Here is a 26,540-nt window from a genome sequence, read left to right as displayed (position 1 = left end):
GCGGAACCGGTAGGTACCGCGGCTATGGCCGCGCGGTATTGAGGTGACGACCCCGCCTGCCACGTAGACCCCGCCGCGTAGACTAGGCCACCGAAGTTTCGGCAGAAAGAGGGCGTACCTGCATGAGCGGCCATTCCAAGTGGGCCACCACCAAGCACCAGAAGGCCGTCAAAGATGCACGTCGTGGCAAGGAGTTCGCCCGGCTGATCAAGAACATCGAGGTGGCAGCCCGCACCGGTGGCGGTGATCCGGCCGGTAACCCGACGCTGTATGACGCCATCCAGAAGGCGAAGAAGACGTCGGTCCCGAACGACAACATCGAGCGTGCCCGCAAACGCGGCGCCGGTGAAGAGGCCGGCGGCGCCGACTGGCAGACGATCATGTACGAGGGCTACGGCCCCAACGGCGTGGCCGTGCTCATCGAATGTCTGACGGACAATCGCAACCGCGCAGCCGGTGAGGTTCGGGTGGCGATGACTCGCAATGGCGGCAACATGGCTGACCCGGGCTCGGTGTCCTATCTGTTCACCCGCAAGGGCGTGGTGACGCTGGAGAAGAACGACCTCACCGAGGACGACGTGCTGGTGGCGGTGCTCGAAGCCGGCGCCGAGGAAGTCAACGACCTGGGTGACGCATTCGAGATCATCTCCGAGCCCACCGATCTGGTTGCGGTGCGAACGGCGTTGCAGGACGCCGGCATCGACTACGACTCGGCGGATGCCAGCTTTCAGCCGTCGGTCACGGTGCCTGTCGATCTCGAGGGTGCCCGCAAGGTACTCAAGCTCGTCGACGCGCTGGAGGACAGCGACGACGTCCAGGATGTCTACACGAACATCGACATCCCTGACGACGTTGCCGCTGCGCTCGACGAGGAGTAGGCGCTACCTGAGCGCCTCGGCGATCGGGGTATCGCCGCTGATCAGCTCGAAGGTCCGGCCGACGGTGTCCGGATCGTGCAGCACCGCCAGCAGGACCCTGGCGACGTCTTCACGGGCGATGGTGCCGCGCCCGGTGGACTCGGCGATTGTCACCTTCCCGCTGCCCGGCTCGTTGGTGAGTCCTCCCGGCCGCACGATCGTGGTGCGCAGTCCGGTGCGCGCCCGCACATTGGCGTCGGCGTCGGACTTGGCGCGGATATAAGCGCGGAATACCTCGTCGTAGCTGTCGTCGAGGGAGCGGTCGTCGGCCGAGATTGCCGAAACCATCACGTAGCGATCCACACCGGCAGCCTCGGCGGCGTCGGCCAACAGCACTGCCGCATCACGGTCGACGGTCTCCTTACGGTCCACACCGCTGCCTGGCCCGGCGCCCGCGGCGAACACGACAGCGTCGGCGCCGCGCAGCTGCTCGGCGACCTGCTCGACGGATGACTGCTCCAGGTCGAGCACGGCAGCCTGAGCGCCTGCGGCTTCGAGGTCGGCGACCTGGTCGGGATTGCGGATCAATCCCACCGCCGAATCACCCCGATCGGCCAGCAGCCGTTCCAGAATCAGCGCAATCTTGCCGTGTCCACCGGCGATCACGACGCGCATATAACTACCTCCACATGAGTTGGCCGTTGAGTCCCGCTCCAACGTAGTCGCGAGACCGCGCGGGCCTCAGCTCGCCAGGAATGCGCCGATCTCGCGTGCCGTCTGCTCCGGCTGGTCGAGCATGATCAGCGCCTTGGCGTCGTCCACATAGCGCAGGCGACCACCGGTCAACGCGGCGAGTTGCTGCGCGTGCTCGACGGGCATCACGCGGTTGCGGCTCCACAAGACCAACGTCGGGCCGGTGAAATCGGCCAGGGCGTTGGTGGCCCGCACCAGACCGGGGTAGTCGAACTTTGTGCGGGCGTATTTGAGCAGATCGCGGCGAATCCGCTTGTCGGCGATGCCTGCCCCGGTCCACGCCTCGATGACGTCCTGAGGGATCGGCTTGCCGGCCATCATTCCGAACATGAAGAACCGGTTGCGCAGCCAACCGATACGCATCTGTCTCATGGCCAGTGCGACGGTGCCGGTGGTCCGGGTCGCCAGCCAGGTCACCTTGCCGGGGAAGCCTGGTGGGAAGTTGTCATAGGCCTCCGACGGACAGATGACCAGGCGGGCGACGCGCTTGTCGCGCCCGGCGGCGGTGAGGAACAACGGCCCGCCCCAGTCGGTGATGACCAACGTCACCTCGTTCAGGTCCAGCGCATCGAGGAAGTCGGCGACGATCCCGACCATGCCGTCGAGAGTGAGGTCGGCGTCCTCGCGCATCGGGATCCGGTGGCCACCCAACGGCAGCACCGGCAGCAGGTACCGAAATCCGCTCGGTAGCAACGGAAGCGCGAGTTTCCACTGGGCGTCGTTCATCAGCAGGCCATGCAGCAGCACCACGGGCGGCCCGGCCGGATCGCCATGGTCGCGGTACTCGATGGTTCCGGCGGGGAGTTCGACGGATCTCATGGCGGCCTTCCTTGGCTAGAACAACCATTCTAGAATCTATGCTCTAGTCTGACGGTGGGAGGTACCGATGGCAAGGTCCACGCGAGAGGCGATCCTCACGGCGACGGCCGAGTTGATGCGGCACAAGGGCTACGCCGCGGTCGGCATGAAGGACATCGTGGTGGCCGCGGGCGCGCCGATCGGCTCGCTGTACCACCACTTCCGCGGTGGCAAAGTGCAGATCGCTGCCGAGGCACTGCACAACGCGGGCGTGGCCTACGCACAGCTCATTCCGACGGTCATCGACGACCACGAGGATCTCGGTGCGGCGATCGAGGCCGTGTTCACCCAGGCTGCCGACGACATGGCGGCAACGGGATTTGCCAATATGTGCCCGGTCGGGACCGTCGCGGCCGAGACCGCCGATACCGTCGAAGAGCTGCGGCAGACCGCCGCGGTGGTGTTCAACGGCTGGTTCGACGCGGGCAGCGCCTACTTCATCAAGCGTGGCCTGGATGCCGAGGCGGCGCGCGAGGTCATCATCGCGCTCATCTCTGCCCTCGAAGGCGCGTTCATCCTCGCCCGCACCCTCCGTGACACCGAACCGCTGCGGGCGGCGGGCCGGGCTCTCGGCCCGCGGTACCAGGGTGTGTCCCTACAGAATCCTGTCGCCGCGGCACGCTAAGCTCTCGAACAGATGTTCTGACGAAGGGGTTCGCGTTGCGGGTGATGGGAGTCGATCCCGGGTTGACGCGCTGCGGTCTGTCGATGATCGAAAGCGGGAAGGGCCGGCAGGTCATCGCGCTGGACGTGGATGTTGTTCGCACCCCTTCCGATACGCCGTTGCAGAAGCGGCTCCTGATCATCAGCGATGCCGCCGAGTACTGGATGGATACCCACCGGCCGGACGTGATCGCCGTCGAGCGCGTGTTCGCCCAGCAGAACGTGTCCACGGTGATGGGCACCGCTCAGGCGGGCGGCGTGATCGCCCTGGCCGCGGCCAAACGCGATATCGACGTGCATTTCCACACCCCGTCTGAGGTAAAGGCCGCCGTCACCGGAAACGGTAGGGCGGGCAAGGAGCAGGTGACCGAGATGGTCACGAGAATCCTTGCGTTGCAATCCAAGCCCACACCGGCCGACGCTGCCGACGCGTTGGCGCTTGCCATCTGTCACTGCTGGCGCGCCCCGATGATCGCGCGGATGGCCGCTGCCGAGGCGATGGCTGCCGAGCAACGCCGCAAGTACACCGCGAAACTGAAGGCGGCCCGCGCATGATCGCCTCGGTGCGTGGTGAAGTCATCGACATCGCGCTGGACCACGCCGTCATCGAGGCCGCCGGGGTCGGCTACAAGGTCATGGCCACGCCGTCGACCCTGGCCAATCTGCGCCGGGGCACCGAAGCCCGGCTGATCACCGCGATGATCGTGCGTGAGGACTCGATGACGTTGTACGGGTTCGCCGATGGCGATTCCCGCGATCTTTTCCTCACCCTGCTCGGGGTGTCCGGCGTCGGCCCCAAGATCGGGTTGGCAACGCTGGCCGTCTACGACCCTCAGGGGCTCCGACAGGCGCTCGCCGACGGCGACATCACCGCCCTGACCCGGGTTCCCGGCATCGGCAAGCGAGGCGCCGAGCGGATGGTGCTGGAACTGCGGGACAAGATCGGCCCGGTCGGCCAGAGTGGCGGCTCGGTTGCAATCGGCCACGCCGTGCGCGCTCCCGTGGTGGAAGCCCTTGTCGGCCTGGGCTTTGCGGCCAAGCAGGCCGAGGAAGCGACCGACAAGGTGTTGGCCAACGACCCGGAGGCCACCACATCCGGCGCGCTGCGCGCCGCGCTGTCCATGCTGGGTAAGAAGTAATGGGCCGATTCGAAGACGGGGCCGAGGAGCCCGAAGAACGGGAAATGTCACCGGCGTTGACGGTGGGCGAGGGCGATATCGATGCCAGCCTGCGACCACGTACGCTGGGGGAGTTCATCGGTCAGCCGCGGGTGCGCGAACAGCTGCAACTGGTGCTTGAGGGCGCCAAGAACCGTGGCGGCACACCAGATCACATCCTGCTGTCCGGTCCGCCGGGGTTGGGGAAGACCTCGCTGGCGATGATCATCGCCGCCGAACTGGGCACCTCCCTGCGGCTCACCTCGGGGCCCGCTCTGGAACGCGCGGGCGATCTGGCCGCGATGCTGTCCAACCTGGTCGAGCACGATGTGCTGTTCATCGACGAGATCCACCGCATCGCCCGGCCGGCCGAGGAAATGCTGTACCTGGCGATGGAGGACTTCCGCGTCGACGTCGTGGTGGGGAAAGGCCCTGGCGCCACGTCGATTCCGCTGGAGGTGGCCCCGTTCACCCTCGTCGGGGCGACGACGCGCTCGGGTGCGTTGACCGGCCCGTTGCGCGATCGGTTCGGGTTCACCGCGCACATGGACTTCTATGAGCCGGGGGAGCTGGAACGCGTATTGACCCGCTCGGCGGGGATTCTCGGCATCGAACTCGGTGGGGAAGCGGGCGCCGAGATCGCCCGGCGGTCGCGCGGTACGCCGCGCATCGCCAACCGGTTGTTGCGCCGGGTGCGTGACTACGCCGAAGTCCGCGCCGACGGCATCATCACCCGCGACATCGCCAAGGCCGCGCTGGAGGTCTATGACGTCGACGAACTCGGGCTGGACCGGCTTGACCGGGCGGTGCTGTCCGCGCTCACCCGCAGCTTCGGTGGCGGTCCGGTGGGGGTGTCGACGCTTGCGGTGGCGGTGGGGGAAGAGGCCACCACGGTCGAGGAGGTCTGCGAGCCTTTCCTGGTCCGTGCGGGCATGATCGCCCGCACCCCACGCGGCCGCGTGGCCACACCGCTGGCCTGGACTCATCTGGGCATGCAGCCTCCGGTTACCGGGTTTGGCCAGACGGGACTGTTTGAATAGACGGCATGCTCATCGCCGGTTTGGTCTTTGCCGCGCTCGCCGCGGTCCTGCACGTGTACATCTTCACCATGGAATCACTCACCTGGACTTCCTCGCGTACCCGTGCCACGTTCGGGACCACCGCGGAGGAGGCGGAGGCCACCAAGGAACTCGCCTTCAACCAGGGGTTCTACAATCTGTTCCTGGCCGTCGTGACAATCGTCGGCATCGTGGCTGTGGTTTTGGGGCACAACGCCGTTGGTGCGGCACTGGTGCTCGCGGGTGTCGGGTCGATGCTCGCCGCAGCACTGGTGCTGCTGGTGTCGTCGCCGGACAAGGCGCGAGCCGCGGTGACGCAAGGCGCTTTTCCTGTGATCGCGGTCGTCCTGGTGGCGATCGGGCTTGCGCTTTGACGCCGAGCAGACACTTATGTACCCCGCAGACCGAGAAAAAGGGGACCTAAGTGTCTGCTCGCCGTGAAAAGGTGCGGCAGAGAAACTGATTGGCCGCGGTCCTTGTGGGACCGCGGCCGCTCAGGGGTTTCCGTTGTGCGGAAGAACTTTACAGCAGGCCGAGCAGCTGCAGGTTGGTGATGTACTTGACGATCACCGGCGCCGTGATGTGCGGAATGTCTTTGTCGGGACCGATCTTCGCTTCCTGCACGGCCGCCCGGAAGCGGTCGGTCGGCGCACCCGCGCCGAGCATGGGATGGCTCGGCTGCTGGTAATTGTGGATCAGCGGCAGCAGCGAAGCCTGTCGTTGCTTGTCCGGCAGTGCACGCAAGGTGCTTTCGAACCGCTGCAGCCAGGTGGCGTAGTCGTCGACCCGGTGGATCGGGTAGCCGGCGTCGATCAGCCAGTCGACGAACTCGTCCATGCCGATGCCGTCGTCGTACGGGTTCATCACGTGATAGGTCTCAAACCCGTCGGTGACGTGTACGCCGAGGGTGGAGATGGCGTCGGCGATGAACTCGACGGGCAGCCCGTCGTAGTGGGCGCGCTGCCGGTTGCCGTCGGTATCGAGTTCGTAGAAGGACTTCGGCGCGATACCGGTGGCGGCCAGGCTCAGCATCATCCGGGTGAACATGTCCGGCAGGTTGAGCTGGCCGTCGTAGGTGACGTCGGCCAGGATCATGTCGCAACGGAACACCGCCACGGGCAGCCCGCACAGGTCGTGTGCCTCGCGCAGCAGAACCTCGCCGGCCCACTTGCTGGTGCCGTAGCCGTTGGCGTAGCTGTCGTCGATCTGGCGGGTTGCGCTGATCGCCCGGATATCGGCGTCCTCGACGAACCGACCGGGCTCGATGCCCCAGCCGACACCGATGGTGGACACGTAGACGAACGGCTTGATCTTGGTTGTGAGCGCGATGCGGATCAGCTCGGCGGTGCCCAGCGCATTGGGACCGAAGAGCTGGCTGTAGGGCAGCACGTGGTTGACCAGCGCGGCCGGGTCGACGATCAGATCGACCGTATCGGCCAGGCGTTGCCAGGTCTGGGGGTCCAGGCCGAGGTCGGCCTCGCCCTTGTCACCTGCGATGACTTCCAGGTGGTCGGCGGCCAACGTTTGGTAGTGGCTGAGCAGTTTCGGATCTGCGCTGTCGAAGGTGGCGTCGAGCCGGGCCCGTGCCTCTTCGTCGGACTTCGCACGCACCAGGCAGATGACCTTGCCGTCGACCAGGTCCATCCGTTCGAGCCATTCCAGGGCCAGGTAACGGCCCAGGAAGCCGGTGGCCCCGGTCAACAGAACTGTCCGCACCTCGCTGGCGGCGTGTGGCAGCGACGGTGCCGCGGCCAGGGTCTTCGCGTCGACGAACTTGTCCAAAGTCAGATCACCGGCGTGCACCTCGGTGGCGTCCCGTCCATGCACCGAGGCGAATGTCGGGCGTTTCGAATCGGATTGGCGCTCAGACTCGATGTAGGCGGCGATACCGGCCAGATCAGTGGCGGGGCTGACGATCACACCCACCGGCACATCGACTTCGAAGATTTCGTGCAGGAGATTGGCGAATGTCAACGCCGACAACGAATCCCCACCCAGATCGGTGTAGTGCGCGTCAGGGTTCAGGTCTGAGGCGGCCGCGCCCAGCAGCGCTCCGGCCGCGCGGCTGACCGTCTCCAGCGCGGGGGCGTCGGCACCGCTCTGACGCAGTGCGCGCAGCTCGTTGGCTTGCCCGTCGGCCAGATCGGCGTACAACTGCTCCAGTTGATCGCCGTACTGCGTCTTGAGTTTCGGCCTGGCGAGCTTCCGAATGCCTGTCAGCAGGCCGTTCTCCAGGGTGAAAGGCGTTGTCTCCACGAGGAAATCACGCGGGATCTCGTAGGACTGCAGGTCGGCTGCCTTCGCGACCTCCTGCAGAGAGTCGTTGATCGCCGACTTCGGCGTGGCGGGGTCGGTGGGTACGACCACGGCCAGCAGGTAGGATCGCGCGCTGTTGCCGTAGAGGTAGATCTGCTGCACCAGGGGGCTGCCGGCGAACACCGCTTCCAGCTTGGACACTGCGACGAACTCGCCCTGTGACAGCTTGAGCACGTTGTTGCGCCGGTCGACGTACTCCACCTGGTCCGGGGCAACCTCGGCCACGATGTCGCCGGTGCGGTAGTAGCCGTCCTCGTCGAACATCTCGGCGGTGATCTCGGGCCGCTTGTAGTAACCGGGGAACATCTGCTCGGACTTGAGCAGCAGCTCGCCGCGCGGATGGGGCTGATCGGTGCGGAAGTAGCCGAGATCGGGCACATCGACCAACTTGTAGTCGATCACCGGCGGGCGCTGGATGTGGCCGTCGACGAACACCGAACCGGCTTCCGTCGAGCCGTAGCCCTCCAGCAGATGCATGTCGAGCAGTTTCTCGACCCAGGCCTTCATCTCGGGCGAGATCGGCGCGGAGCCGGTCAGCGCGCTGACGAACCGACCACCGAGGACGTTCTGCCGCACGTCGGCCAGGACCTCGGCCTCAACGGTCTGCTGGTCGGCACCGTCGGTCAGCCGGCGATCCACCACACTCTGGTACTCCTGGAAAATCATGTCCCAGATGCGGGGAACGAAGTTGAGCTGCGTGGGCCGGACCAGAGCCAGATCCTCCAGGAAGGTCGACAGATCGCTGCGGGCCGCGAAATAGGCGGTGCCGCCGGAGCTAATCGAGGCGTAGAGGATGCCGCGGCCCATGACGTGGCTCATCGGCATGAAGTTCAGCGTGATCGACGGCAGCACACTCTGTTTGGAATCCCACGACGCTTTCGCCGCGGCACGCCACATGTTGGCGACTTTGCTTTCCGGGTACATGGCGCCCTTGGGTGCGCCGGTGCTGCCCGAGGTGTAGATCAGCAGGGTCAGCGGATCGGCGTGACCGGAGACATAGAGCGGGGCGTCCGCGAGCGTGCGCCCACGATCCAGCACATCGGCCATCGATTCGACGATCACCTCGGTGCCGGCGAGCTTGGCCTTGGCGGCCTCGACTGCCTCACGGTGGTCGTGGACCTCATGGCGGTAGTCGAACACCACCAGTCGTGTCGGTGCGGGGCCGGAGGCGATCAATTCGACTGCGTCATCGAGGAAGTCGACACTCGACGCGATCAGCTTAGGTTCGGTCTCGGCGACGATCGGGCGTAGCTGGGCAACCGGCGCGCTGGTCTGCAGTGGCACCGACACTGCGCCGAGTTCGATCAAAGCGATATCGATGGTGGCGTAGTCGACGCTGGTGAAACCGAGGATGGCGACCCGGTCGCCGGGCTTGACGGGGTGGTTGTGCCAGGCGTTGGTCACGGCCTGTACGCGGTCGCCGAGCTGGCGATAGGTGATGGTCTCGAACTGGGGGAGCAGCTCGACCGAGGTACGCCCGGCAGAGTCGGTGACGTGCTTGACGGCGCGTTGTCCGAGTGCGGGCCGGTCGGCATAGCCGGCCATGACCTCTTTCACGATCGCGGGCAGCCGCAGATCCGCGCGGTCGACGGTGGCATTGACGGCCTCGCTGGGTTGCGCAGCGGCGAACTGCTGGTCAGTTGAGTACAAGGTGGCGACGCGGTTCTCAAACCGGTCTTCGCGGGTTTCGATCGACATAATTGGTCCCCTGAGCAAATCAAATTATCTGTTGCGGGCGTTTCACGCGCCTACCGAATACTACGTTAGTAAAACTAATCATATTCCGGGTCTGGGGCCGCCGGCGGTGCGAGATGCGTCACGCGACCGGTGCGCGGTCTGACAACAACACCGACGACAGGAGTGTGTCCCCACCGCTCGGGTGGGGACACACTCCTGTCGGGATCAGAGCAGGCCGAGCTGCTGCAAATTGGTGATGTATTGCACAATGACCGGCGCGGTGACATGTGGAATGTCCTTGTCCGGACCGATCTTTGCCTCCTGCACCGCCGCGCGGAACCGGTCGGTCGGTGCCAGCGCCCCCTGAATCGGGTGTTCAGGCTTCTGATAGTTGTGCAGCAATGGCAGCAGCGAAGCCTGACGCTGCTTGTCCGGCAGCGCACGCAAGGTGCTTTCGAACCGCTGCAACCAGTCGCCGTAGTCGGCGATCCGCTCGATCGGGTAGCCGGCCTCGATCAGCCAGTCGACGAACTCGTCCATGCCGATACCGTCGTCGTACGGGTTCATCACGTGATACGTCTCGAACTGCTCCACGGCTTGCGCGCCCAGCGTCGAGATCGCCTCGGCGATGAACTCGACAGGCAGCCCGTCGTAGTGGGCCCGCTGCCGGTCGCCGTCGGTATCGAGTTCGTAGAAGGACTTCGGCGCGATGCCGCTCGCGACCAGGCTCAGCATCATCCGGGTGAACATGTCGGGCACATTCAGCTGACCCGAATATGTGGTGTCGGCCAGGATCATGTCGCAGCGGAACACCGCCACCGGTAGCCCGCACAGGTCATTGGCCTCACGGAGCAGCACCTCGCCGGCCCACTTGCTGGTGCCGTAACCGCTGGCGTACGAGTCGTCGATGCGGCGAAGGGGGCTGATGGTCCTGATGTCGGCGTCCTCGACGAACCGGCCGGGTTCGATGCCCCAGCCGACACCGATCGTCGAGACATAGGTGAACGGCTTGATCTTGGTGGTCAGCGCGATGCGGATCAGCTCCGCGGTGCCCAGGGCATTCGGGCCGAACAACTCGCTGTACGGCAGCACATGGTTGACCAGCGCGGCCGGGTCGACGATCAGATCGACCGTGTCGGCCAGGCGTTGCCAGGTCTGGTGGTCCAGGCCGAGGTCGGCCTCGCCCTTGTCGCCGGCGATGACCTCCAGATGCTCGGCGGCCAGATCCCGGTAGTGGGCAAGGAGTTTCGGATCGCCGCCGCTGTTGGGTCCAGCAGTGTCGAAGGTGGCGTCGAGCCGGGCCCGGGCCTCCTCGTTGCTGCGGGCGCGCACCAGGCAGATGACCTTGCCGTCGACCAGATCCATCCGTTCGAGCCATTCCAGGGCCAGGTATCGGCCCAGGAATCCGGTGGCGCCGGTCAACAACACCGTCCGCACCTCGGTGGCGGCCTTCGGCAATGACGGTGCAGCCGCGAGCGTCTGCGCGTCGATGAACTTGTCCAGCGTCAGATCGGAGGCGCTGACTTCAGCGGCATGCCTGCCGTGCACGGATGCGTAGGTCGGGCGTTTGGTGCCCTGTCGTTCCGACTCGATGTAGGCGGCGATGCCGGCCAGGTCGTTGGCCGGGCTGACGATGACACCCACCGGCACGTCGACCTCGAAGATTTCGCGCAGCAGGTTGCCGAAGGTCAACGCCGACAACGAATCCCCACCCAGATCGGTGAAGTGGGCGTCGGGTTGCACATCGCCCGCCGAGGCGCCCAAAAGCGCTCCGGCCGCGCGACCGACAGTCTCCAGGACCGGGGCGTCGGCGCCGCTGGCGCGCAGTGCGCGCAGTTCGTTGGCCTGTCCGTCGGCCAGTTCGGTGTAGAGCTGTTCCAGCCGCTCGCCGTAATGTGCCTTGAGTTTCGGCCACGCCAGCTTGCGGATACCGGTCAGCAGGCCGTTCTCCAGAGTGAAAGGTGTTGTCTCCACGAGGAAATCGCGCGGGATCTCATAGGACTGCAGGTCGGCCGTCTTCGCGACCTCCTGCAGCGACTCGGCGATCGCGGCCTTGAGTTCGGCGGAATCGAAGCGCGCCAGGGCATCCTCGGTGGGCACGATCACAGCCAGCAGGTATGGCCTGGCGCTGTTGCCGTACACATAGATCTGCCGGACCAGTGCGCTGTTACCGAACACCGCCTCCAGCTTGGCCAGCGTGACGAACTCGCCCTGGGCGAGTTTGAGCACGTTGTTGCGACGGTCGACGTACTTGAGGTGATCGGGGCTGATTTCGGCGACGATGTCACCGGTCTTGTAGAAGCCATCGGGGTCGAACACCGAGGCGGTGACCTCCGGGCGCTTGTAGTAGCCGGGGAACATGTTGTCGGTCTTGACCAGAAGTTCACCACGCGGATGCGGCTGGTCGGTGCTGAAGTAGCCGAGGTCAGGGACGTCGACCAACTTGTAGTCGATCACCGGCGGGCGCTGTACCTGATCGTCGAAGAACACCATGCCGGCTTCTGTCGAGCCGTAGCCCTCCAGCAGATGGAGGTCGAGCAGCTGTTCCAGCCATGCCTTGAGCTCCGCCGACGTCGGGGCGGAGCCCGTCATGGCCGAGATGAACCGGCCGCCCAGCAGGTTCTGCCGCAGATCGGCCATCACCTGCGCCTCGATGGCGGAGCGGTCGCCCGCGCCGTCGGCAAGCTGGTGATCCACGCGGCTCTGGAACTCGCTGTAGATCATCTCCCAGACCCGGGGCACGAAGTTCAGCTCGGTGGGCCGCACCAGTGCCAGATCCTCCAGGAAGGTCGACAGATCGCTGCGGGCGGCGAAGTAGCAGGTGCCTCCCGCTGCGAGCGACGCGTACAGGATTCCCCTGCCCATCACGTGACTCATCGGCATGAAGTTGAGGTTGATCGATGCGGTGGTCGGGCCGAACCAGGCCTTGCTGTTCCGGCGCCAGAACTTGGCGACCGCGCTCTGCAGGTACATCGCACCTTTGGGCGCGCCTGTACTGCCGGAGGTGTAGACCAGCAACGCCAGTGGGTCCGGGTCGTCCAATTGCGGGGCAGGCGCGGCGGGCAGTGATTCGCCGCGGTTCAGCAGTTCGGCCAGGGTTTCGACGACGACGGCGCTGCCCGCGTCGGCCATTCTGGCCTTGGCTGCTGCCAGCGCGTCGCGGTGGTCGTCGACCTGCGCGTGGTAGTCGAATGCGATCAGCCGGGCGGGCGACGATGCGGTCAGCGCCAGTTCGACGGCGTCGGCGAGGTAGTCCGCACTCGCGGCGATCACGCTGGGCTCGGTTTCGGAGGCGATAGGCGCCAAGGCCGCGGCCGACGAGCTGGTCTGCAGGGGCACCGACACCGCGCCCAGCTGGCCGAGTGCGGTGTCGATCGTGGTGTAGTCGGCGCTGGTGAAGCCCAGGATGCAGACCCGGTCGGCCGGCCGGACGCCGGCTTCGTGCAAGGCGCCGGCGAGGGCACGCACCCGGTGCCACAACTCGCCGTAGCTGATCGTGTCGAACCGGGGGAGGAGGCGCGCGCTCGTTCTGCCTGTGCCGGGCTCGGTGACGAACTCGACCGCGCGTTCGGCGAGCGCGGGCCGGTCGGCGTAACCCTCAAGCACGGTCTGGACGATCTGTGGCAGCGGGAGTCCGGGCACATCGACCGCGGCGGTGACCGCCTCACTCGGGATGGCCGCGGCGAACTGTGCGTCGGTGGCCGACATTTCGGCGATGCGGCGCGCAAGCCGCTCTTCGTGGGTAACAGGCGACATCAGAAAGGTCCTCTTGGCGATAGCTAAGTAAGGTGACGCGACGTTGCGCCGAACAATTACTACGTTAGTAAATCTAAACTTATTTCCGATAAGCCAGTTCTGGAGCTGTCAATGTGCTGTGAATCTGCGCGTACTCCGTCGCAATTCACGAACTCCCTGTAACGCAACCAGACTCGGTGTACCCGCAGGTGATCAGCGGATTGCTGGAAACGCCGCATCCGGGTCGCGGCGGCCCGCCAGCACCTCGATCGTCGCGACCGGATCGGGGATCGCGACCAGCAGATCCCGGGTCGCCGCTACCGCCCGGGTCGACGGCGCTACGCCGCCGACCGCATCGGCCAGGTCCAACAGATGCACCGTCGCCTCCATCAATGCCACCTCGGCAACCACCGCCAAGGTGGTGCTGCCGACGATCGGATACCGGATCACGGTCTCCTGCGGGGTCGACATCGCAGGCATCGAACGCAACCGGGCGGCGCTCTCGGTGAACCGTCCGGCGGCCAGACCCGGTGTCAGTGTGGGGGCCTCGGCGACTGCCCGCTCGGCGATCTGGTCGGCGGTCGTGTTCGCCACCCCGTCTGGTTCGTTGAACATGCGCAACATGTCTGCGGCGTCGGTGACCGCCGGGGGTTCGGCCACAATCGCCTCGGCCAGGGCGTCGAACGTGCCGACCTCCGGGCACACATGGGCGACCAGGCCCTGTACCTCCCACGTCCCGCAGCGGGTGGCTGCCCGCCACTGCGACCCGGTCAGCTCACCGCACCGCACGGCCCACCGTTCCCAGGCCTCGGCGAGCACCTCGCGCAGCCCGGCAGGTTCGATACGCATCGGTCCAGCCTACGAGCGGCCGGTCCGGTTACGTCGTGCTGCTGCTGGGTACCCACTCCATCGTCAGAGGAGGCATCATGAACGACATCGATACCCGGGGTGGGCGCTTGCGCATGCGGCGCAGCCGCGGCGCCATGAGTGGATTCCTGCTGGTCCTGCTGGGGATATGGGGTGCTCTCATACCCTTCGTCGGACCGTATTTCGACTTCGCCTACAGCCCCGATCAGGCCTGGGTATGGACGTCCGCTCGGGGCTGGCTCGAAGTGCTGCCGGGGGCTGCCACCGTGCTCGGTGGCCTGTTACTGCTGGGCTCCGGCAACAGGGCCACCGCGATGTTCGGCGGCTGGCTCGCGGCGCTGGCCGGAGCCTGGTTCGTGGTGGGCCGGGCGCTCGCAGGCCCGTTGGGTATCGGTGACCCCGGGATGCCCATGGCCGTCACCGACGACAAGCGCGTGGCACTGGAGTTGGCGTTCTTCTCCGCGCTGGGCGCGGTGATCCTGTTCCTGGCAGCGATGGCGCTGGGCCGGCTGTCGATGCGCAGCGTGCGCGACCTCGAGTACGCACAGAGTGAGTACACGCGACGCCCCGTTGCGACGGATACGGCGGTCACGGCCGAGCCGGCAGCAGAGCCGACCACCGCGGTTCCGGCCGCACCCAAGCGGCGCGCCTGGGGTGGGTTCGGTCGACGCCACACGCACGCGCACTAGCGCATCAGAGGTCGCGCAGCACCAGCTCGATCACGTCGAGCCCTTCGAGCAGCAATTCGTCGCTGATCGACAGGGGCGGCAGGAAGCGCAGCACGTTGCCGTAGGTGCCGCAGGACAACACGATCACCCCCGCCGAATGGGCTGCCGCGCACAGCGCCTTGGTCAGTTCGGCGTCGGGTTCGGTGGACCCCGGCTTCACGAGCTCGACGGCGATCATGGCCCCGCGGCCGCGTACGTCGCCGATGCGGTCGTCCTCGGCTTGCAACCGCCCGAGCCGGTCCTTCATCAGCTGCCCGATGTGCTGCGCCCGCGCCACCAGTCCATCGGACTCGATCGTCTCGATAGTCGCCAGCGCTGCCGCGCACGCCACCGGGTTGCCGCCGTAGGTGCCGCCAAGCCCGGAGACGTGTGGTGAATCCATGATCTCGGCGCGACCGGTCACAGCGGACAACGGCAGCCCGCCCGCGATGCCCTTGGCGGTGACGATCAGGTCGGGATCGATGCCTTCGTGCTCACAGGCGAACATCGCACCGGTGCGGGCGAAGCCGGTCTGTACCTCGTCGGCGATGAACACCACGTTGTTGGCACGGCACCAGTCCAGCAGTGCGGGCAGGAATCCTTCGGCGGGGACGATGAAGCCGCCCTCACCCTGGATGGGTTCGATGATGACCGCGGCCAGATTGTCTGCACCGATCTGTTTGTCCATCACGGTGATCGCGCGCTCCGCGGCAAGCTCGCCATCGGTCGCCAGTTCCTTACCGAACTCGGCATCACGGAACGGGTAGGACAGCGGGGCCCGGTAGACCTCTGGCGCGAACGGGCCGAACCCGTGCTTGTAAGGCATCACCTTCGCGGTCAGCGCCATGGTGAGGTTGGTGCGACCGTGATACGCATGGTCGAACGCCACGACCGCGGGCTTGTGGGTGTACGAACGGGCGATCTTGACGGCGTTCTCCACGGCTTCGGACCCCGAGTTGAACAACGCCGAGCGCTTCTCGCCGCGCACGGGGGTAAGCCGGTTGAGCGCCTCGGCGACGGCCACGTACCCCTCGTAGGGGGTCACCATGAAGCAGGTGTGGGTGAATTCCGCCACCTGACTGCGCACCGCCTCGACCACCCGGGCAGACGAGTTGCCGATGGTGGTGACCGCGATCCCCGAGCCCAGGTCGATCAGCCGGTTGCCGTCGACGTCCTCGACGATGCCGCCGCCCGCCCGGGCCGCATACACCGGCATCGTGGTGCCGACGCCGCGCGCCACGGCGGCGGCTCTCCGATTGGTCAGGGCCTGCGATTCCGGCCCGGGAATGACGGTGGTCAGATGGCGGCTCTGCTCGGGATGGCTCAACAGACTGACTCCTGCGAACGGAGGGCGACGCGCGGAATGGGCGCAATTCGAGCGTAGTCGCCCTGGTGTCACCGCAATTCGGTTTTGGAGGCGATTTCTGCTGCGTCGGACGGGTGCCGTCCCGACCGTCCAATTAGCGGCACTAATCGTTTTTGGGGTGACCGGGCCATCGGCCACGAGGCCTTGCAATGGCAGACTGGGGAATTACGAGGCGCCGCGATCTGTTCGGACCGGCCGCCGTGACTACCCGATACGAAAGATTGTGCTGCCATGGATCTGGTTATTTTCCTGCCCCTACTGATCATCATGGGCGCGTTCATGTTCTTCGCGTCCCGCCGCCAGAAGAAGGCCATGCAGGCCACCATCGACTTGCACAACTCGCTTCAGGTCGGTGACCGGATTCACACCACGTCCGGTCTGCAGGCCACCATCGCCGGGATCACCGACGACACCGTCGACCTGGAGATCGCGCCCGGCGTGGTCACCACCTGGATGAAGCTGGCGGTCCGGGACCGCATCGAGGCCGATGTCGACGACACCCCTGAGGACGCGCCGGTGGCCACCGAGCTGACCGAAAGCGCGGCTGTGACGGACGTTGACAGCCTCAAGAAAGACTGACAGCAGACTGTCAAGGACAAGCACGTACCCTTTGCGGTGCTGACGAACTGATCTCAAGGAGACCGAAACAACGTGGCATCGTCTTCGGCGCCGGTGCGTCCTGCCCGCTATCTGACGCTTTTCCTGGTGCTGCTTGTCGGCCTCTACCTGCTGGTGTTCCTGACCGGTGACAAGCAGGCCGAACCCAAGCTGGGAATCGATCTGCAGGGCGGCACCAGGGTGACACTGACCGCACGCACCCCTGACGGCTCGGCACCCACGAGGGAAGCCCTGTCCCAGGCGCAGCAGATCATCAGTTCCCGTGTCGACGGACTCGGTGTGTCCGGCTCGGAGGTCGTCATCGACGGCGACAACCTGGTCATCACCGTGCCGGGCAACGACGGCAATGAGGCACGCAACCTGGGCCAGACGGCACGGCTGTACATCCGGCCGGTCATCCACGCGATGCCCGCCAAACCCGCGGGTCAGCCCGGTGCGCCCGCGGCGCCGGGAGCACCCGCTGCGCCAGGCGTACCGCCGGGCGAGCTGCCGCCGGGTATGCCACCGATCCAGATGCCGCCGGGCGGCGTGCCGTCGGCACCCGAACAGGGCGGCTTGCCCGGCGAGGCGCCGGTCGCACCTCCTGCCGGCCAGGAACCGGCTCCACAGCCGCGGCCCTTCCCGCAGGAGCCGCCGCCCACACCGGGCGAACCGGTGCCTGCCCCGCCCGCTCCGGGAACCCCGGCCCCGGCGCCGGCTCCCGCACCGCAGTCCGACGATGCCAAGGCCGGCCTGGCGCAGCGCATCGCCGATGAGAAGCAACTGCGGCAGAGCACCGATCAGTCCATTCAGATCCTGGCGTTGCAGTTCCAGGCCACCCGCTGCGGTGAGGAGGACGTCCTGTCGGGCAATGACGACCCGAACCTGCCGCTGATCACCTGCTCCACCGACGGCCAGACGGTTTACCTACTGAACAAGTCGATCATGAGTGGCGAGGAGATCCAGAACGCCAGTTCCGGCCTGGACTCCCAGCAGGGCCAGTACGTCGTCGACGTGGAATTCAAGAGCGGCGGCGCGAAGACCTGGGCGGACTTCACCGCTGCCAACGTCGGCACCCAGACGGCGTTCACGCTGGACTCCAAGGTGGTCAGCGCCCCGGAGATCCGCGAAGCCATCCCCGGCGGCCGCACCCAGATCACGGGCGACTTCAACGCAGAGACCGCGAAGGAACTGGCCAACGTCCTGAAGTACGGATCGCTGCCACTGTCGTTCGAGTCCTCGGAGGCTGAAACCGTATCGGCGACCCTCGGCCTGTCCTCACTGAAGGCCGGTCTGATCGCGGGCGCGATCGGTCTCGCCGCGGTGCTGCTCTATTCGCTGCTGTACTACCGCGCGTTGGGTGTGTTGGTGGCCCTGTCGCTGGTGGCTGCCGGCGCCGCGGTCTACGCACTGCTGGTCTTGCTGGGCAGATACATCGGCTACACGCTCGACCTGGCGGGTATCGCGGGTCTGATCATCGGTATCGGCACAACGGCAGACTCGTTCGTGGTGTTCTTCGAACGCATCAAGGACGAGATACGTGAAGGGCGGTCCTTCCGTTCAGCGGTTCCGCGAGGTTGGGCACGCGCCCGAAAGACGATCATCTCGGGTAACGCAGTGACCTTCCTGGCCGCGGCGGTGCTGTACTTCCTCGCGATCGGACAGGTCAAGGGCTTTGCGTTCACTCTCGGACTGACCACCATCCTTGACATCGTCGTGGTGTTCCTCGTGACCTGGCCGCTGGTGTACCTGGCGTCCAAGTCCCCGACGTGGGCCAAACCCGGGCTGAACGGGCTCGGTGCGGTACAGCAGATCGCACGGGAACGCCGGGAATCCGCACACGCGACCGCGGGACGGGGTTAGGTACATGGCCGCCAAGAAAACAGACGAGACATCGACCACCGCCGTCGAGGCCGAGAGCATCGAATCGGCCGCGCCGAGCCTTCCGCAGCACGGCTTCTTCGTCCGGCTCTACACCGGCACCGGCGCCTTCGAGGTCGTCGGCCGCCGCAAGCTCTGGTATCTGGTCAGCGGGATCATCGTCGCGATCGTGCTCGCCAGCATGGTGTTACGCGGCTTCACCTTCGGCATCGACTTCGAGGGCGGCACCAAGGTGTCGATGCCCGCAGTCGGAGCCGACGGCACCGCCACGGTGCAGCAGGTCGAAGACGTGTTCAACAAGACGCTGGGCAGCAACCCCGAGTCCGTCGTGGTAGTGGGCAGCGGGGGGTCCGCGACCGTGCAGATCCGCTCGGAGACGCTGACCAACGAAGAGACCGAGAACCTGCGCACCGCACTGTTCGACTCGTTCCACCCGAACGGCAGTGACGGGCAACCCAGCAAGCAGGCGATCAGTGACTCCGCGGTATCGGAGACCTGGGGCGGCCAGATCACCAAGAAAGCGCTGATAGCGCTGGTGGTCTTCCTGGTACTGGCAGCGATCTACATCACCTGGCGCTATGAGCGCTATATGGCGATCGCGGCCCTGGCCACGCTGGTGTTCGACCTCGTCGTCACCGCGGGGGTGTACTCGCTGGTCGGATTCGAGGTCACCCCGGCTACCGTGATCGGCCTGCTGACGATTCTCGGCTTCTCCCTGTACGACACCGTGATCGTCTTCGACAAGGTCGAGGAGAACACCCACGGCTTCGAGCACACCACCAGGCGTACGTTCGCCGAACAGGCCAACCTGGCGGTCAACCAGACCTTCATGCGGTCGATCAACACGAGCCTGATCTCGGTGCTGCCCATCATCGCGTTGATCGTGGTGGCCGTGTGGCTGTTGGGCGTCGGCACGCTGATGGACCTGGCCCTGGTGCAGCTGGTCGGTGTCATCGTCGGTACGTACTCGTCGATCTATTTCGCCACGCCGCTGCTGGTCTCGCTGCGGGAACGGACGGACCTGGTGCGCAAGCACACGGCGCGGGTGGGCAATCGCCGCAAGCCGGCGGCCGCGAAACCGGGGAAGTCCGCCGCGAAGGAGGCCACGGAGCTCACCGAGCCCGAGACCGATGCAGAGACCGTCTCGGTGGCGGTGAGCAACGAAGCAGCACCCGGCAAACCGGCGCCGGGGGCACGGCCGTCGCGTCCGTCGACCTCGAAGACCGGCAGACCGTCCGGCAAGCGGAACACCCGGCGGTAAGTCGGATGGCTCATTGCGGGGCCACCGCCCGGTTGCGGGCAGCGGTGATGGTGGTGACGCTGTCGCTGCTCGCAGGCATCGGCCTCTCCGGTTGTGGCAGCGGCGCGGCCGACTCCGTCGACTATGCGGTGGACGGCACGCTGAGCACCTACAACACCAACACGGTCGCCGGGGCGGCCTCGGGTGGGCCGCAGGCCTTCGCGCGGGCGCTGACGGGTTTCACCTATCACGGCCCGGACGGTCAGATCGTCGCCGATCACGACTTCGGTTCGGTCGCGGTGGTGGGGCGGGCCCCGCTGATCCTCGACTATGTGATCAGCGACAAGGCCGTGTACTCCGACGGCAAGCCGATCACCTGCGACGACATGGTGTTGACGTGGGCGTCGCAGTCCGGCCGGTTTCCCGGATTCGACGCCGCCAGTCAGGCCGGCTACCGCGATATCGCCTCGGTGGACTGCGCGCCCGGCCAGAAGAAGGCCAGGGTCTGGTTCGTCCAGGACCGCGCGTTCCTCGACTACGGCCAACTGTTCTCCGCGACATCGCTGATGCCGTCACACGTCATCGCCGACGAACTCGGTCTCGGCGACGGCGGCGTCACCACCGCGCTGCAAACCGCTGACGGCCCGACCGTGGACCGGATCGCCAAGGCCTGGAACACAACCTGGGACCTCAAACCCGACCTGGATCTGAAACGGTTCCCGTCATCGGGGCCCTACCGGCTCGACTCGGTGACCTCAGACGGTGCGGTGGTGCTGGTGGCCAACGACAAGTGGTGGGGAGCCAAGCCCATCACCAGCACGGTCACCGTCTGGCCGCGCGGGGCCGACATCCAGGAGCGGGTCAACGAGGGATCGTTCGACGTGGTGGACATCGCCACCGGGTCATCGGGCCTGCTCAATCTGCCGGACGACTATGTCAGTACGGACAGTCCGTCGGCCGGCATCGAACAGCTCATCTTCGCGCCAGGCGGTCCACTGGCTGCGACACCGGCGCGGCGGGCGCTTGCCCTGTGCACCCCGCGTGACGTGATCGCCCGCAATGCGGAGATGCCGATCTCCAACTCGCGGCTCAATGCTGCGACCGAGGATGCGATCGGTGCGGTGGAGGGCGGCGCGGAGGCCGGTCAGTTCGGCGTGGCCAACGCCGGCGCCGCGCGCGACGCGATCGACAATCGGCCGATGACGGTGCGTATCGGCTACCAGACGCCGAACGCACGGCTGGCCGCGACGGTGGGTGCGATCGCCAAATCATGCGCTGCGGCGGGGATCACCGTGCACGATGTCGGATCAGACGGTGCCGGACCGATCGCCTTGCGCAACAACGAATTCGATGTCCTCCTGGCCAGTACCGGCGGCGCCGCAGGTAGCGGGTCCTCGGGTTCCTCGGCGATCGATGCCTACACCCTGCACGGGGGCAACGGCAATAACCTGCCCGACTACCGCAACGAGCGGATCGACGGGATCATCGACGCACTGGCGGTGACGTCCGACCCGAAGGAATTGGTGCGGCTGATGGGTGAAGGTGCGCCGATTCTCTGGGCGGATATGCCGACCCTTCCGCTGTACCGCCAACAACGCACGGTGCTCACATCGACCAAGATGTATGCCGTGAGCAGTAACCCGACCCGATGGGGCGCCGGCTGGAACATGGACCGTTGGAAGTTGTCGCAGTGAGCGCACACCGGAATCGGGTCGACGACATCTCCACACTGGTCGCGTCCATGATGCGTGAGGTGCCCGATTTTCCCGAACCGGGCATCCAGTTCAAGGATCTGACGCCGCTGCTGGCCGATGCCGACGGGCTGTGTGCGGTGACCGACGCGCTCGCGGCCACGGCCGCCGGCGCCGACCTGATCGCAGGCCTGGACGCCCGCGGCTTCCTGCTGGGGGCGGCGGTGGCGACCCGGCTGGGCACCGGGGTGCTGGCGGTGCGCAAGGGCGGCAAGTTGCCACCGCCTGTGCACAGCGCGACATACCAGCTGGAGTACGGCACGGCGACCCTCGAGATACCGGCCGAGGGGATTGATATCGCCGGCCGCAACGTTGTCATCATCGACGATGTGCTGGCGACGGGCGGGACGCTGGCGGCGGCCGCCAAACTGCTGACCGAGGGCGGCGCGCGGATCACCGGGGCGGCCGTGGTGCTGGAATTGACCGCGCTCGGCGGGCGCGAGGCCGTGGCGCCGTTGCCCGTCAGCAGCCTGCACAGGGTGTGAGGGATATCCTCGAAGCTTGGATGAGCAGTAGGAGGTGACGACCGTGGCCGACGATCCCGGTACTGGCCAGGCCGTGCAGTCGCCTCCTGGGCTGCCCGAGTCCGCACCACCGGACACCGCCAAGACCAGCGCGTCGCGCCGGGTGCGGGCGCGGTTGGCCCGTCGCATGACCGCGCAGCGCAGTGCGGTCAACCCGGTCCTCGAACCGCTGGTCGCGGTACACCGGGAGATCTACCCCAAGGCCGACCTGCAGCTGCTGCAGCGCGCCTACGACGTCGCCGAGACCCGCCATGCCGACCAGCTGCGCAAGTCCGGCGATCCCTATATCACCCATCCGCTGGCGGTCGCCAACATTCTGGCCGAACTCGGCATGGACACCACCACGTTGGTGGCTGCGCTGCTGCACGACACCGTCGAGGACACCGGCTACACGCTGGAAGCGCTGACCGCCGAGTTCGGTAGCGAGGTCGGTCATCTGGTCGACGGCGTGACCAAGTTGGACAAGGTGGTGCTTGGCACCGCGGCCGAGGGCGAGACCATCCGCAAGATGATCATCGCGATGGCCCGCGACCCGCGGGTCCTGGTGATCAAGGTCGCCGACCGGTTGCACAACATGCGCACCATGCGGTTCCTGCCGCCGGAGAAGCAGGCTCGCAAGGCCAGGGAAACCCTGGAAGTCATTGCCCCGCTGGCACACCGGCTCGGGATGGCGACCGTCAAGTGGGAGCTGGAGGATCTGTCGTTCGCGATCCTGCACCCCAAGAAGTACGAAGAGATCGTCCGGCTGGTCGCCGACCGGGCGCCGTCGCGCGATACCTACCTGGCCAAGGTGCGAGCCGAGATCGGGGTGGCGCTGAGCGCCATGAAGATCAACGCCGTCGTCGAGGGCCGGCCGAAGCACTACTGGTCGATCTACCAGAAGATGATCGTCAAGGGCCGCGATTTCGACGACATCCACGATCTGGTCGGTGTCCGCATCCTCTGTGACGAGATCCGCGACTGTTATGCCGCCGTCGGTGTGGTCCATTCGCTGTGGCAGCCGATGGCGGGGCGGTTCAAGGACTACATCGCCCAGCCGCGCTTCGGCGTGTACCAGTCGCTGCACACCACCGTTGTCGGCCCGGAGGGCAAGCCGCTGGAGGTGCAGATCCGCACCCGCGACATGCACCGCACCGCCGAGTACGGCATCGCGGCGCACTGGCGGTACAAGGAGGTCAAGGGCCGCAACGGGGTTCTGCATCCGCAGGCGGCAGCCGAGATCGACGATATGGCGTGGATGCGTCAGCTACTGGACTGGCAGCGGGAGGCCGCCGACCCCGGCGAGTTCCTGGAGTCGCTGCGGTACGACCTCGCGGTCAGGGAGATCTTCGTCTTCACCCCGAAGGGTGACGTGATCACGCTTCCGACCGGGTCGACGCCGGTGGACTTCGCCTACGCGGTGCACACCGAGGTCGGTCATCGCTGCATCGGCGCCCGGGTCAACGGGCGACTGGTGGCGCTGGAACGCAAGCTCGAAAATGGGGAAGTGGTCGAGGTTTTCACCTCGAAGGCGCTCAACGCCGGACCGTCGAGGGACTGGCAGGGTTTCGTGGTCTCGCCACGGGCCAAGGCCAAGATTCGGCAGTGGTTCGCCAAAGAACGCCGCGAAGAGGCCCTGGAGTCCGGCAAGGACGCGATCGCACGTGAAGTGCGACGCGGTGGACTTCCGTTGCAACGCTTGATGAATGCCGAGTCGATGGGTGCGCTCGCTCATGAGTTGCGGTACATCGACCTGTCGGCGTTGTACACCGCTGTCGGCGAGGGCCATGTCTCGGCCCGGCATGTGGTGCAACGGCTGATCGCTCAGCTCGGTGGTGCCGACAGTGCCGAGGACGAGATCGCGGAGCGTTCCACTCCGGCGACCATGCCGGTGCGCCAGCGCAGCACCGATGACACCGGTGTGGCGGTGCCGGGAGCGCCCGGCGTGCTGACCAAGCTGGCCAAGTGCTGCACCCCGGTACCCGGCGACACCATCATGGGTTTCGTCACCCGGGGTGGGGGAGTCAGCGTGCACCGCACCGACTGCACGAACGCCGAATCGCTGCAGCAGCAGTCCGAACGCATCATCGACGTCCAGTGGGCGCCGTCACCGTCCTCGGTGTTTCTGGTGGCCATCCAGGTGGAGGCACTCGACCGGCACCGGTTGCTCTCCGATGTGACGCGGGTGCTCGCCGATGAGAAGGTCAACATTCTGTCGGCCTCGGTCACCACGTCCAACGACCGGGTGGCCATCAGCCGATTCACTTTTGAGATGGGTGACCCCAAGCATCTGGGTCACCTGCTCAGTGTGGTGCGTAACGTCGAAGGGGTCTACGACGTATACCGGGTGACCTCCGCGGCCTGACACCGGCGCGAGATTAACGGCGGTCGAGGACCGCGCGCAGGAAGCTTCTGGTGCGTTCTTCGTCCGGGTCGGCGAACAGCTTGTCCGGCGGCGCGTCCTCCACGATCCTGCCTCCGTCGAACATCATCACCCGGTCGGAAACCTCACGGGCGAAGTCCATCTCGTGCGTCACGCACAGAAACGTGATGTCGGTGGTCTCCGCGATGTCCTTGAGCAGCGCCAACACCCCGGCGACCAGTTCGGGGTCGAGCGCCGAGGTCACCTCGTCGAGCAGCAACACGTCGGGTTCCATCGCCAACGCCCGGGCGATGGCGACCCGTTGCTGTTGACCGCCGGAGAGCTCCGAGGGGTGTGCGCCGGCCTTCTCCGGCATGCCGACCAGGTCCAGCAGTCGGTGCGCCCGGTCCTGCGCCTCCTCGCGTGACAGGCCCAGCGAGTGGATGGGCGCCTCGGTGATGTTCTGCAGAACCCCCATGTTCGGGAACAGGTTGAACTGCTGGAACACCATGCCGATCCGCTTGCGCAGCTGCCGCTGGTAGCTGTCGTCCGCGGGGACCTCCCGTTCATTGCGTGACATGTGGCTGAGGCATTTGCCGCCGACATAGATCCGGCCCTCGGTGACCTGCTCCAACGTCATCAGCAGTCGCAGGATCGTCGTCTTCCCGGATCCGCTCGGACCGATGAGGGTGACGAATTCGCCTGCCTGCACCGTGAAATCGAGGCCGTCGAGCACCACATGGTCGCCGAACCGCTTGCCGACGCCGTCGAATCGGATCATCTCAGTTGCTGATTCGGACACGTCTCTCCAACCATCGGACGAGTAGGGATGCCGCCAGGCTCAGCAGCAGGAACAGGACACCGGCGATCGTTATCGGCTCGACGTACCGGAAGGCCCGCGAACCGATCTGATTGGCCACTCCGACCACATCGAGCACACCGATCATGAGCAGCAGCGGCGTTTCCTTGAGCATCGAGATCGTGTAATTGCCCAATGCCGGCAGCACCCGCGGGATGGCCTGCGGCAGGATCACCGCGGTCCACGTGCGCCGGGTCGGCAGGCTCAGCGCGACGGCCGCCTCCCACTGCCCGGGTGGCACCGCCTCGATCCCGGCCCGGTACACCTCGGCGGTGTAGGTGGCGTAGTGCACGCCGATCGCAATGACCCCGGTGGTCAGCGGGTCGAACTTGAGCCCGAAACTCGGCAGCACGAAGAACAGGAAAAAGATCTGCACGAGCAGCGGTGTGCTGCGGACGAACTCGATGAACGCCCACACCGCCGTGCTGACCACGGTGTTGCGCACCCGGCGCAGCAGCGCCAGCACCAGCCCGAGGGCATAGGCCAGGATCGAACCCAGCACCGTGGCGATCAGCGTGATGCGCAGGCCGTCCACCACGATGGTGGGCAGCACCTCCATGGCATAGTCCCAGTCCCAGATCATCAGCCGACCCGCCCGCCGGCCAGGGCGTCGGCGCGCATACCGCTGCGGCTGAAGCGGGCCAGCATGCTGCGTCTCGGCGGTTCACGACCCACCAGATTCGCTGCCTTGCGCTCCAATTGGCGCATCACGAAGGTGATCGCGAACGCCAGCACAAGGTAGAACAGCAACACGATCGTCCAGATGGTGGCGGCCTCGGAGATGAAGTTGTTGATCAGCACTTCGCGGGCCTGGTAGGTCATCTCGTGCACGGTGATCATGGTCAACAGCGAGCTGCTCTTGAGCAACTGGATGAACAGATTGTTGAACGGCGGCACCATCTCGACCAGCGCCTGCGGCAGGATGACCCGCCGCATCCGTTGGGCGGGTGTGAAATTGAGTGCCACACATCCCTCATACTGCGCACGCGGCACCGATTGGACCGCGCCGCGTACGATCTCGGCGCCGTACGCCCCGTGGTTGAGTCCGAGCACCGCGATCCCGGCCGCCAATGGCACGATCTGGTAGCCGACCAGGACCGGCAGCACGAAATAGATCCACATCAACTGGACCACTTCGGAAGTCCCGCGCCACAGTTCGACGTAGACGCGGGACAGCGCCCGTATCGTCCGCGACTTCGACAGCATCGCCAGGCCTGCGATGAACGAGATGACGGCGGCGATCAGGATGCCACCGACCGTGGCCTCGATGGTCAGCAGCAGGCCCTTGGAGATTGTGTCGACGAATAACCCGACGTTGTCGAACATCTGCCCG

At 66.1% G+C, this 26,540-nt stretch carries 22 protein-coding genes; 13 read left to right on the top strand and 9 right to left on the bottom strand.

Going from position 1 to position 26,540, the window contains the following annotated elements:
• The first annotated feature begins 122 nt into the window (after nt 1–122).
• A complete protein-coding gene (locus M1247_RS08550) occupies nt 123–878 on the top strand; it encodes a YebC/PmpR family DNA-binding transcriptional regulator (RefSeq protein WP_317155859.1) in 756 nt (251 codons plus the stop codon).
• Between the two features lie 3 nt (nt 879–881).
• Here M1247_RS08550 and M1247_RS08545 read toward each other — a convergent pair whose 3' ends face one another.
• Both M1247_RS08545 and M1247_RS08540 read right to left on the bottom strand, forming a co-directional pair.
• A complete protein-coding gene (locus tag M1247_RS08545) occupies nt 882–1,532 on the bottom strand; it encodes an SDR family oxidoreductase (RefSeq protein WP_317155858.1) in 651 nt (216 codons plus the stop codon).
• A 66-nt stretch (nt 1,533–1,598) separates the two neighbouring features.
• On the bottom strand, nt 1,599–2,429 hold the full coding sequence (locus M1247_RS08540; RefSeq protein ID WP_317155857.1) for an alpha/beta fold hydrolase: 831 nt from the start codon (nt 2,427–2,429) through the stop codon (nt 1,599–1,601).
• Between the two features lie 67 nt (nt 2,430–2,496).
• On the opposite strand from M1247_RS08540, the gene M1247_RS08535 reads away from it, so the two are divergent.
• The 5 genes from M1247_RS08535 to M1247_RS08515 are packed head-to-tail and all read left to right on the top strand — an operon-like array spanning nt 2,497 to nt 5,720.
• The gene (locus M1247_RS08535; RefSeq protein WP_317155856.1) at nt 2,497–3,093 is read left to right on the top strand and encodes a TetR/AcrR family transcriptional regulator; all 597 of its coding nucleotides are present in this window, start codon (nt 2,497–2,499) and stop codon (nt 3,091–3,093) included.
• 35 nt (nt 3,094–3,128) lie between these two features.
• Entirely contained in the window at nt 3,129–3,686 is a 558-nt protein-coding gene (gene ruvC / locus M1247_RS08530; RefSeq protein ID WP_317155855.1) for a crossover junction endodeoxyribonuclease RuvC, read from the top strand.
• Nucleotides 3,683–4,270, top strand: a complete 588-nt coding sequence (gene ruvA, locus M1247_RS08525; protein ID WP_317155854.1) for a Holliday junction branch migration protein RuvA — start codon at nt 3,683–3,685, stop codon at nt 4,268–4,270. Before ruvC ends, ruvA begins: the two co-directional genes overlap by 4 nt.
• The gene (gene ruvB / locus M1247_RS08520) at nt 4,270–5,328 is read left to right on the top strand and encodes a Holliday junction branch migration DNA helicase RuvB (RefSeq protein ID WP_317155853.1); all 1,059 of its coding nucleotides are present in this window, start codon (nt 4,270–4,272) and stop codon (nt 5,326–5,328) included. The genes ruvA and ruvB overlap by 1 nt, the downstream gene beginning before the upstream one ends.
• A gap of 5 nt (nt 5,329–5,333) precedes the next feature.
• A complete protein-coding gene (locus M1247_RS08515) occupies nt 5,334–5,720 on the top strand; it encodes a DUF1304 domain-containing protein (RefSeq protein ID WP_317155852.1) in 387 nt (128 codons plus the stop codon).
• A 148-nt stretch (nt 5,721–5,868) separates the two neighbouring features.
• On the opposite strand, the gene car (M1247_RS08510) is transcribed toward M1247_RS08515, so the two are convergent.
• The 3 genes from car (M1247_RS08510) to M1247_RS08500 all read right to left on the bottom strand — a co-directional run bounded on the left by car (M1247_RS08510) (nt 5,869) and on the right by M1247_RS08500 (nt 13,923).
• Nucleotides 5,869–9,360 (bottom strand): carboxylic acid reductase, encoded by a 3,492-nt coding sequence (gene car / locus M1247_RS08510; RefSeq protein WP_317155851.1) that lies wholly within the window; start codon nt 9,358–9,360, stop codon nt 5,869–5,871.
• Between the two features lie 204 nt (nt 9,361–9,564).
• The gene (gene car / locus M1247_RS08505) at nt 9,565–13,095 is read right to left on the bottom strand and encodes a carboxylic acid reductase (protein WP_317155850.1); all 3,531 of its coding nucleotides are present in this window, start codon (nt 13,093–13,095) and stop codon (nt 9,565–9,567) included.
• A gap of 192 nt (nt 13,096–13,287) precedes the next feature.
• Nucleotides 13,288–13,923 (bottom strand): maleylpyruvate isomerase N-terminal domain-containing protein, encoded by a 636-nt coding sequence (locus M1247_RS08500; RefSeq protein WP_317155849.1) that lies wholly within the window; start codon nt 13,921–13,923, stop codon nt 13,288–13,290.
• A 77-nt stretch (nt 13,924–14,000) separates the two neighbouring features.
• Between M1247_RS08500 and M1247_RS08495 the strand changes: the two genes are divergently transcribed.
• On the top strand, nt 14,001–14,630 hold the full coding sequence (locus M1247_RS08495) for a hypothetical protein (RefSeq protein ID WP_317155848.1): 630 nt from the start codon (nt 14,001–14,003) through the stop codon (nt 14,628–14,630).
• Between the two features lie 4 nt (nt 14,631–14,634).
• Here M1247_RS08495 and gabT read toward each other — a convergent pair whose 3' ends face one another.
• Nucleotides 14,635–15,975 carry a 4-aminobutyrate--2-oxoglutarate transaminase gene (gene gabT, locus M1247_RS08490; protein ID WP_317155847.1) on the bottom strand — a complete coding sequence of 447 codons (1,341 nt, stop codon included), beginning with the start codon at nt 15,973–15,975 and terminating at the stop codon, nt 14,635–14,637.
• A 270-nt stretch (nt 15,976–16,245) separates the two neighbouring features.
• On the opposite strand from gabT, the gene yajC reads away from it, so the two are divergent.
• The 6 genes from yajC to M1247_RS08460 all read left to right on the top strand — a co-directional run bounded on the left by yajC (nt 16,246) and on the right by M1247_RS08460 (nt 24,351).
• Nucleotides 16,246–16,593: a preprotein translocase subunit YajC gene (gene yajC / locus M1247_RS08485; protein ID WP_317155846.1), complete on the top strand. Its 348-nt coding sequence runs from the start codon at nt 16,246–16,248 to the stop codon at nt 16,591–16,593.
• Between the two features lie 72 nt (nt 16,594–16,665).
• The gene (gene secD, locus M1247_RS08480; RefSeq protein WP_317155845.1) at nt 16,666–18,474 is read left to right on the top strand and encodes a protein translocase subunit SecD; all 1,809 of its coding nucleotides are present in this window, start codon (nt 16,666–16,668) and stop codon (nt 18,472–18,474) included.
• 4 nt (nt 18,475–18,478) lie between these two features.
• A complete protein-coding gene (gene secF / locus M1247_RS08475) occupies nt 18,479–19,753 on the top strand; it encodes a protein translocase subunit SecF (protein WP_317155844.1) in 1,275 nt (424 codons plus the stop codon).
• Between the two features lie 5 nt (nt 19,754–19,758).
• Nucleotides 19,759–21,426, top strand: coding sequence for an ABC transporter substrate-binding protein (locus M1247_RS08470; protein WP_317155843.1), 1,668 nt, complete (start codon nt 19,759–19,761; stop codon nt 21,424–21,426).
• Entirely contained in the window at nt 21,381–21,968 is a 588-nt protein-coding gene (locus M1247_RS08465; RefSeq protein ID WP_317155842.1) for an adenine phosphoribosyltransferase, read from the top strand. The genes M1247_RS08470 and M1247_RS08465 overlap by 46 nt, the downstream gene beginning before the upstream one ends.
• Before the next feature lie 43 nt (nt 21,969–22,011).
• Nucleotides 22,012–24,351: a RelA/SpoT family protein gene (locus M1247_RS08460; RefSeq protein WP_410506836.1), complete on the top strand. Its 2,340-nt coding sequence runs from the start codon at nt 22,012–22,014 to the stop codon at nt 24,349–24,351.
• Between the two features lie 13 nt (nt 24,352–24,364).
• On the opposite strand, the gene ehuA is transcribed toward M1247_RS08460, so the two are convergent.
• The 3 genes from ehuA to ehuC are packed head-to-tail and all read right to left on the bottom strand — an operon-like array spanning nt 24,365 to nt 26,533.
• Nucleotides 24,365–25,129, bottom strand: coding sequence for an ectoine/hydroxyectoine ABC transporter ATP-binding protein EhuA (gene ehuA, locus M1247_RS08455; RefSeq protein ID WP_317156168.1), 765 nt, complete (start codon nt 25,127–25,129; stop codon nt 24,365–24,367).
• A gap of 1 nt (nt 25,130) precedes the next feature.
• Complete coding sequence (gene ehuD / locus M1247_RS08450) at nt 25,131–25,790, bottom strand: ectoine/hydroxyectoine ABC transporter permease subunit EhuD (protein ID WP_317155840.1); 660 nt, start codon at nt 25,788–25,790, stop codon at nt 25,131–25,133.
• On the bottom strand, nt 25,790–26,533 hold the full coding sequence (gene ehuC / locus M1247_RS08445; RefSeq protein ID WP_317155839.1) for an ectoine/hydroxyectoine ABC transporter permease subunit EhuC: 744 nt from the start codon (nt 26,531–26,533) through the stop codon (nt 25,790–25,792). Before ehuC ends, ehuD begins: the two co-directional genes overlap by 1 nt.
• Nucleotides 26,534–26,540 lie beyond the last annotated feature (7 nt).

The sequence above is a fragment of the Mycobacterium appelbergii genome (genome assembly GCF_032883035.1).
Classification (GTDB): Bacteria; Actinomycetota; Actinomycetes; order Mycobacteriales; family Mycobacteriaceae; genus Mycobacterium; species Mycobacterium appelbergii.
The sequence above is the reverse complement of the archived record's forward strand: the minus strand, read 5'-3'. Positions and strand labels throughout refer to the sequence as shown.

Excerpts from the sequence above, each read along its gene's own strand:
- ehuA (WP_317156168.1), bottom strand. The coding sequence starts at position 25,129 with ATGATCCGATTCGACGGCGTCGGCAAGCGGTTCGGCGACCATGTGGTG.
- ehuD (WP_317155840.1), bottom strand. The coding sequence starts at position 25,790 with ATGATCTGGGACTGGGACTATGCCATGGAGGTGCTGCCCACCATCGTG.
- M1247_RS08550 (WP_317155859.1), top strand. The coding sequence starts at position 123 with ATGAGCGGCCATTCCAAGTGGGCCACCACCAAGCACCAGAAGGCCGTC.
- M1247_RS08535 (WP_317155856.1), top strand. The coding sequence starts at position 2,497 with ATGGCAAGGTCCACGCGAGAGGCGATCCTCACGGCGACGGCCGAGTTG.
- car (WP_317155850.1), bottom strand. The coding sequence starts at position 13,095 with ATGTCGCCTGTTACCCACGAAGAGCGGCTTGCGCGCCGCATCGCCGAA.
- ruvA (WP_317155854.1), top strand. The coding sequence starts at position 3,683 with ATGATCGCCTCGGTGCGTGGTGAAGTCATCGACATCGCGCTGGACCAC.
- M1247_RS08540 (WP_317155857.1), bottom strand. The coding sequence starts at position 2,429 with ATGAGATCCGTCGAACTCCCCGCCGGAACCATCGAGTACCGCGACCAT.
- secF (WP_317155844.1), top strand. The coding sequence starts at position 18,479 with ATGGCCGCCAAGAAAACAGACGAGACATCGACCACCGCCGTCGAGGCC.
- M1247_RS08515 (WP_317155852.1), top strand. The coding sequence starts at position 5,334 with ATGCTCATCGCCGGTTTGGTCTTTGCCGCGCTCGCCGCGGTCCTGCAC.
- M1247_RS08465 (WP_317155842.1), top strand. The coding sequence starts at position 21,381 with ATGGGGCGCCGGCTGGAACATGGACCGTTGGAAGTTGTCGCAGTGAGC.
- M1247_RS08470 (WP_317155843.1), top strand. The coding sequence starts at position 19,759 with ATGGCTCATTGCGGGGCCACCGCCCGGTTGCGGGCAGCGGTGATGGTG.
- car (WP_317155851.1), bottom strand. The coding sequence starts at position 9,360 with ATGTCGATCGAAACCCGCGAAGACCGGTTTGAGAACCGCGTCGCCACC.
- M1247_RS08545 (WP_317155858.1), bottom strand. The coding sequence starts at position 1,532 with ATGCGCGTCGTGATCGCCGGTGGACACGGCAAGATTGCGCTGATTCTG.
- ehuC (WP_317155839.1), bottom strand. The coding sequence starts at position 26,533 with ATGTTCGACAACGTCGGGTTATTCGTCGACACAATCTCCAAGGGCCTG.
- yajC (WP_317155846.1), top strand. The coding sequence starts at position 16,246 with ATGGATCTGGTTATTTTCCTGCCCCTACTGATCATCATGGGCGCGTTC.
- M1247_RS08495 (WP_317155848.1), top strand. The coding sequence starts at position 14,001 with ATGAACGACATCGATACCCGGGGTGGGCGCTTGCGCATGCGGCGCAGC.
- M1247_RS08500 (WP_317155849.1), bottom strand. The coding sequence starts at position 13,923 with ATGCGTATCGAACCTGCCGGGCTGCGCGAGGTGCTCGCCGAGGCCTGG.
- ruvB (WP_317155853.1), top strand. The coding sequence starts at position 4,270 with ATGGGCCGATTCGAAGACGGGGCCGAGGAGCCCGAAGAACGGGAAATG.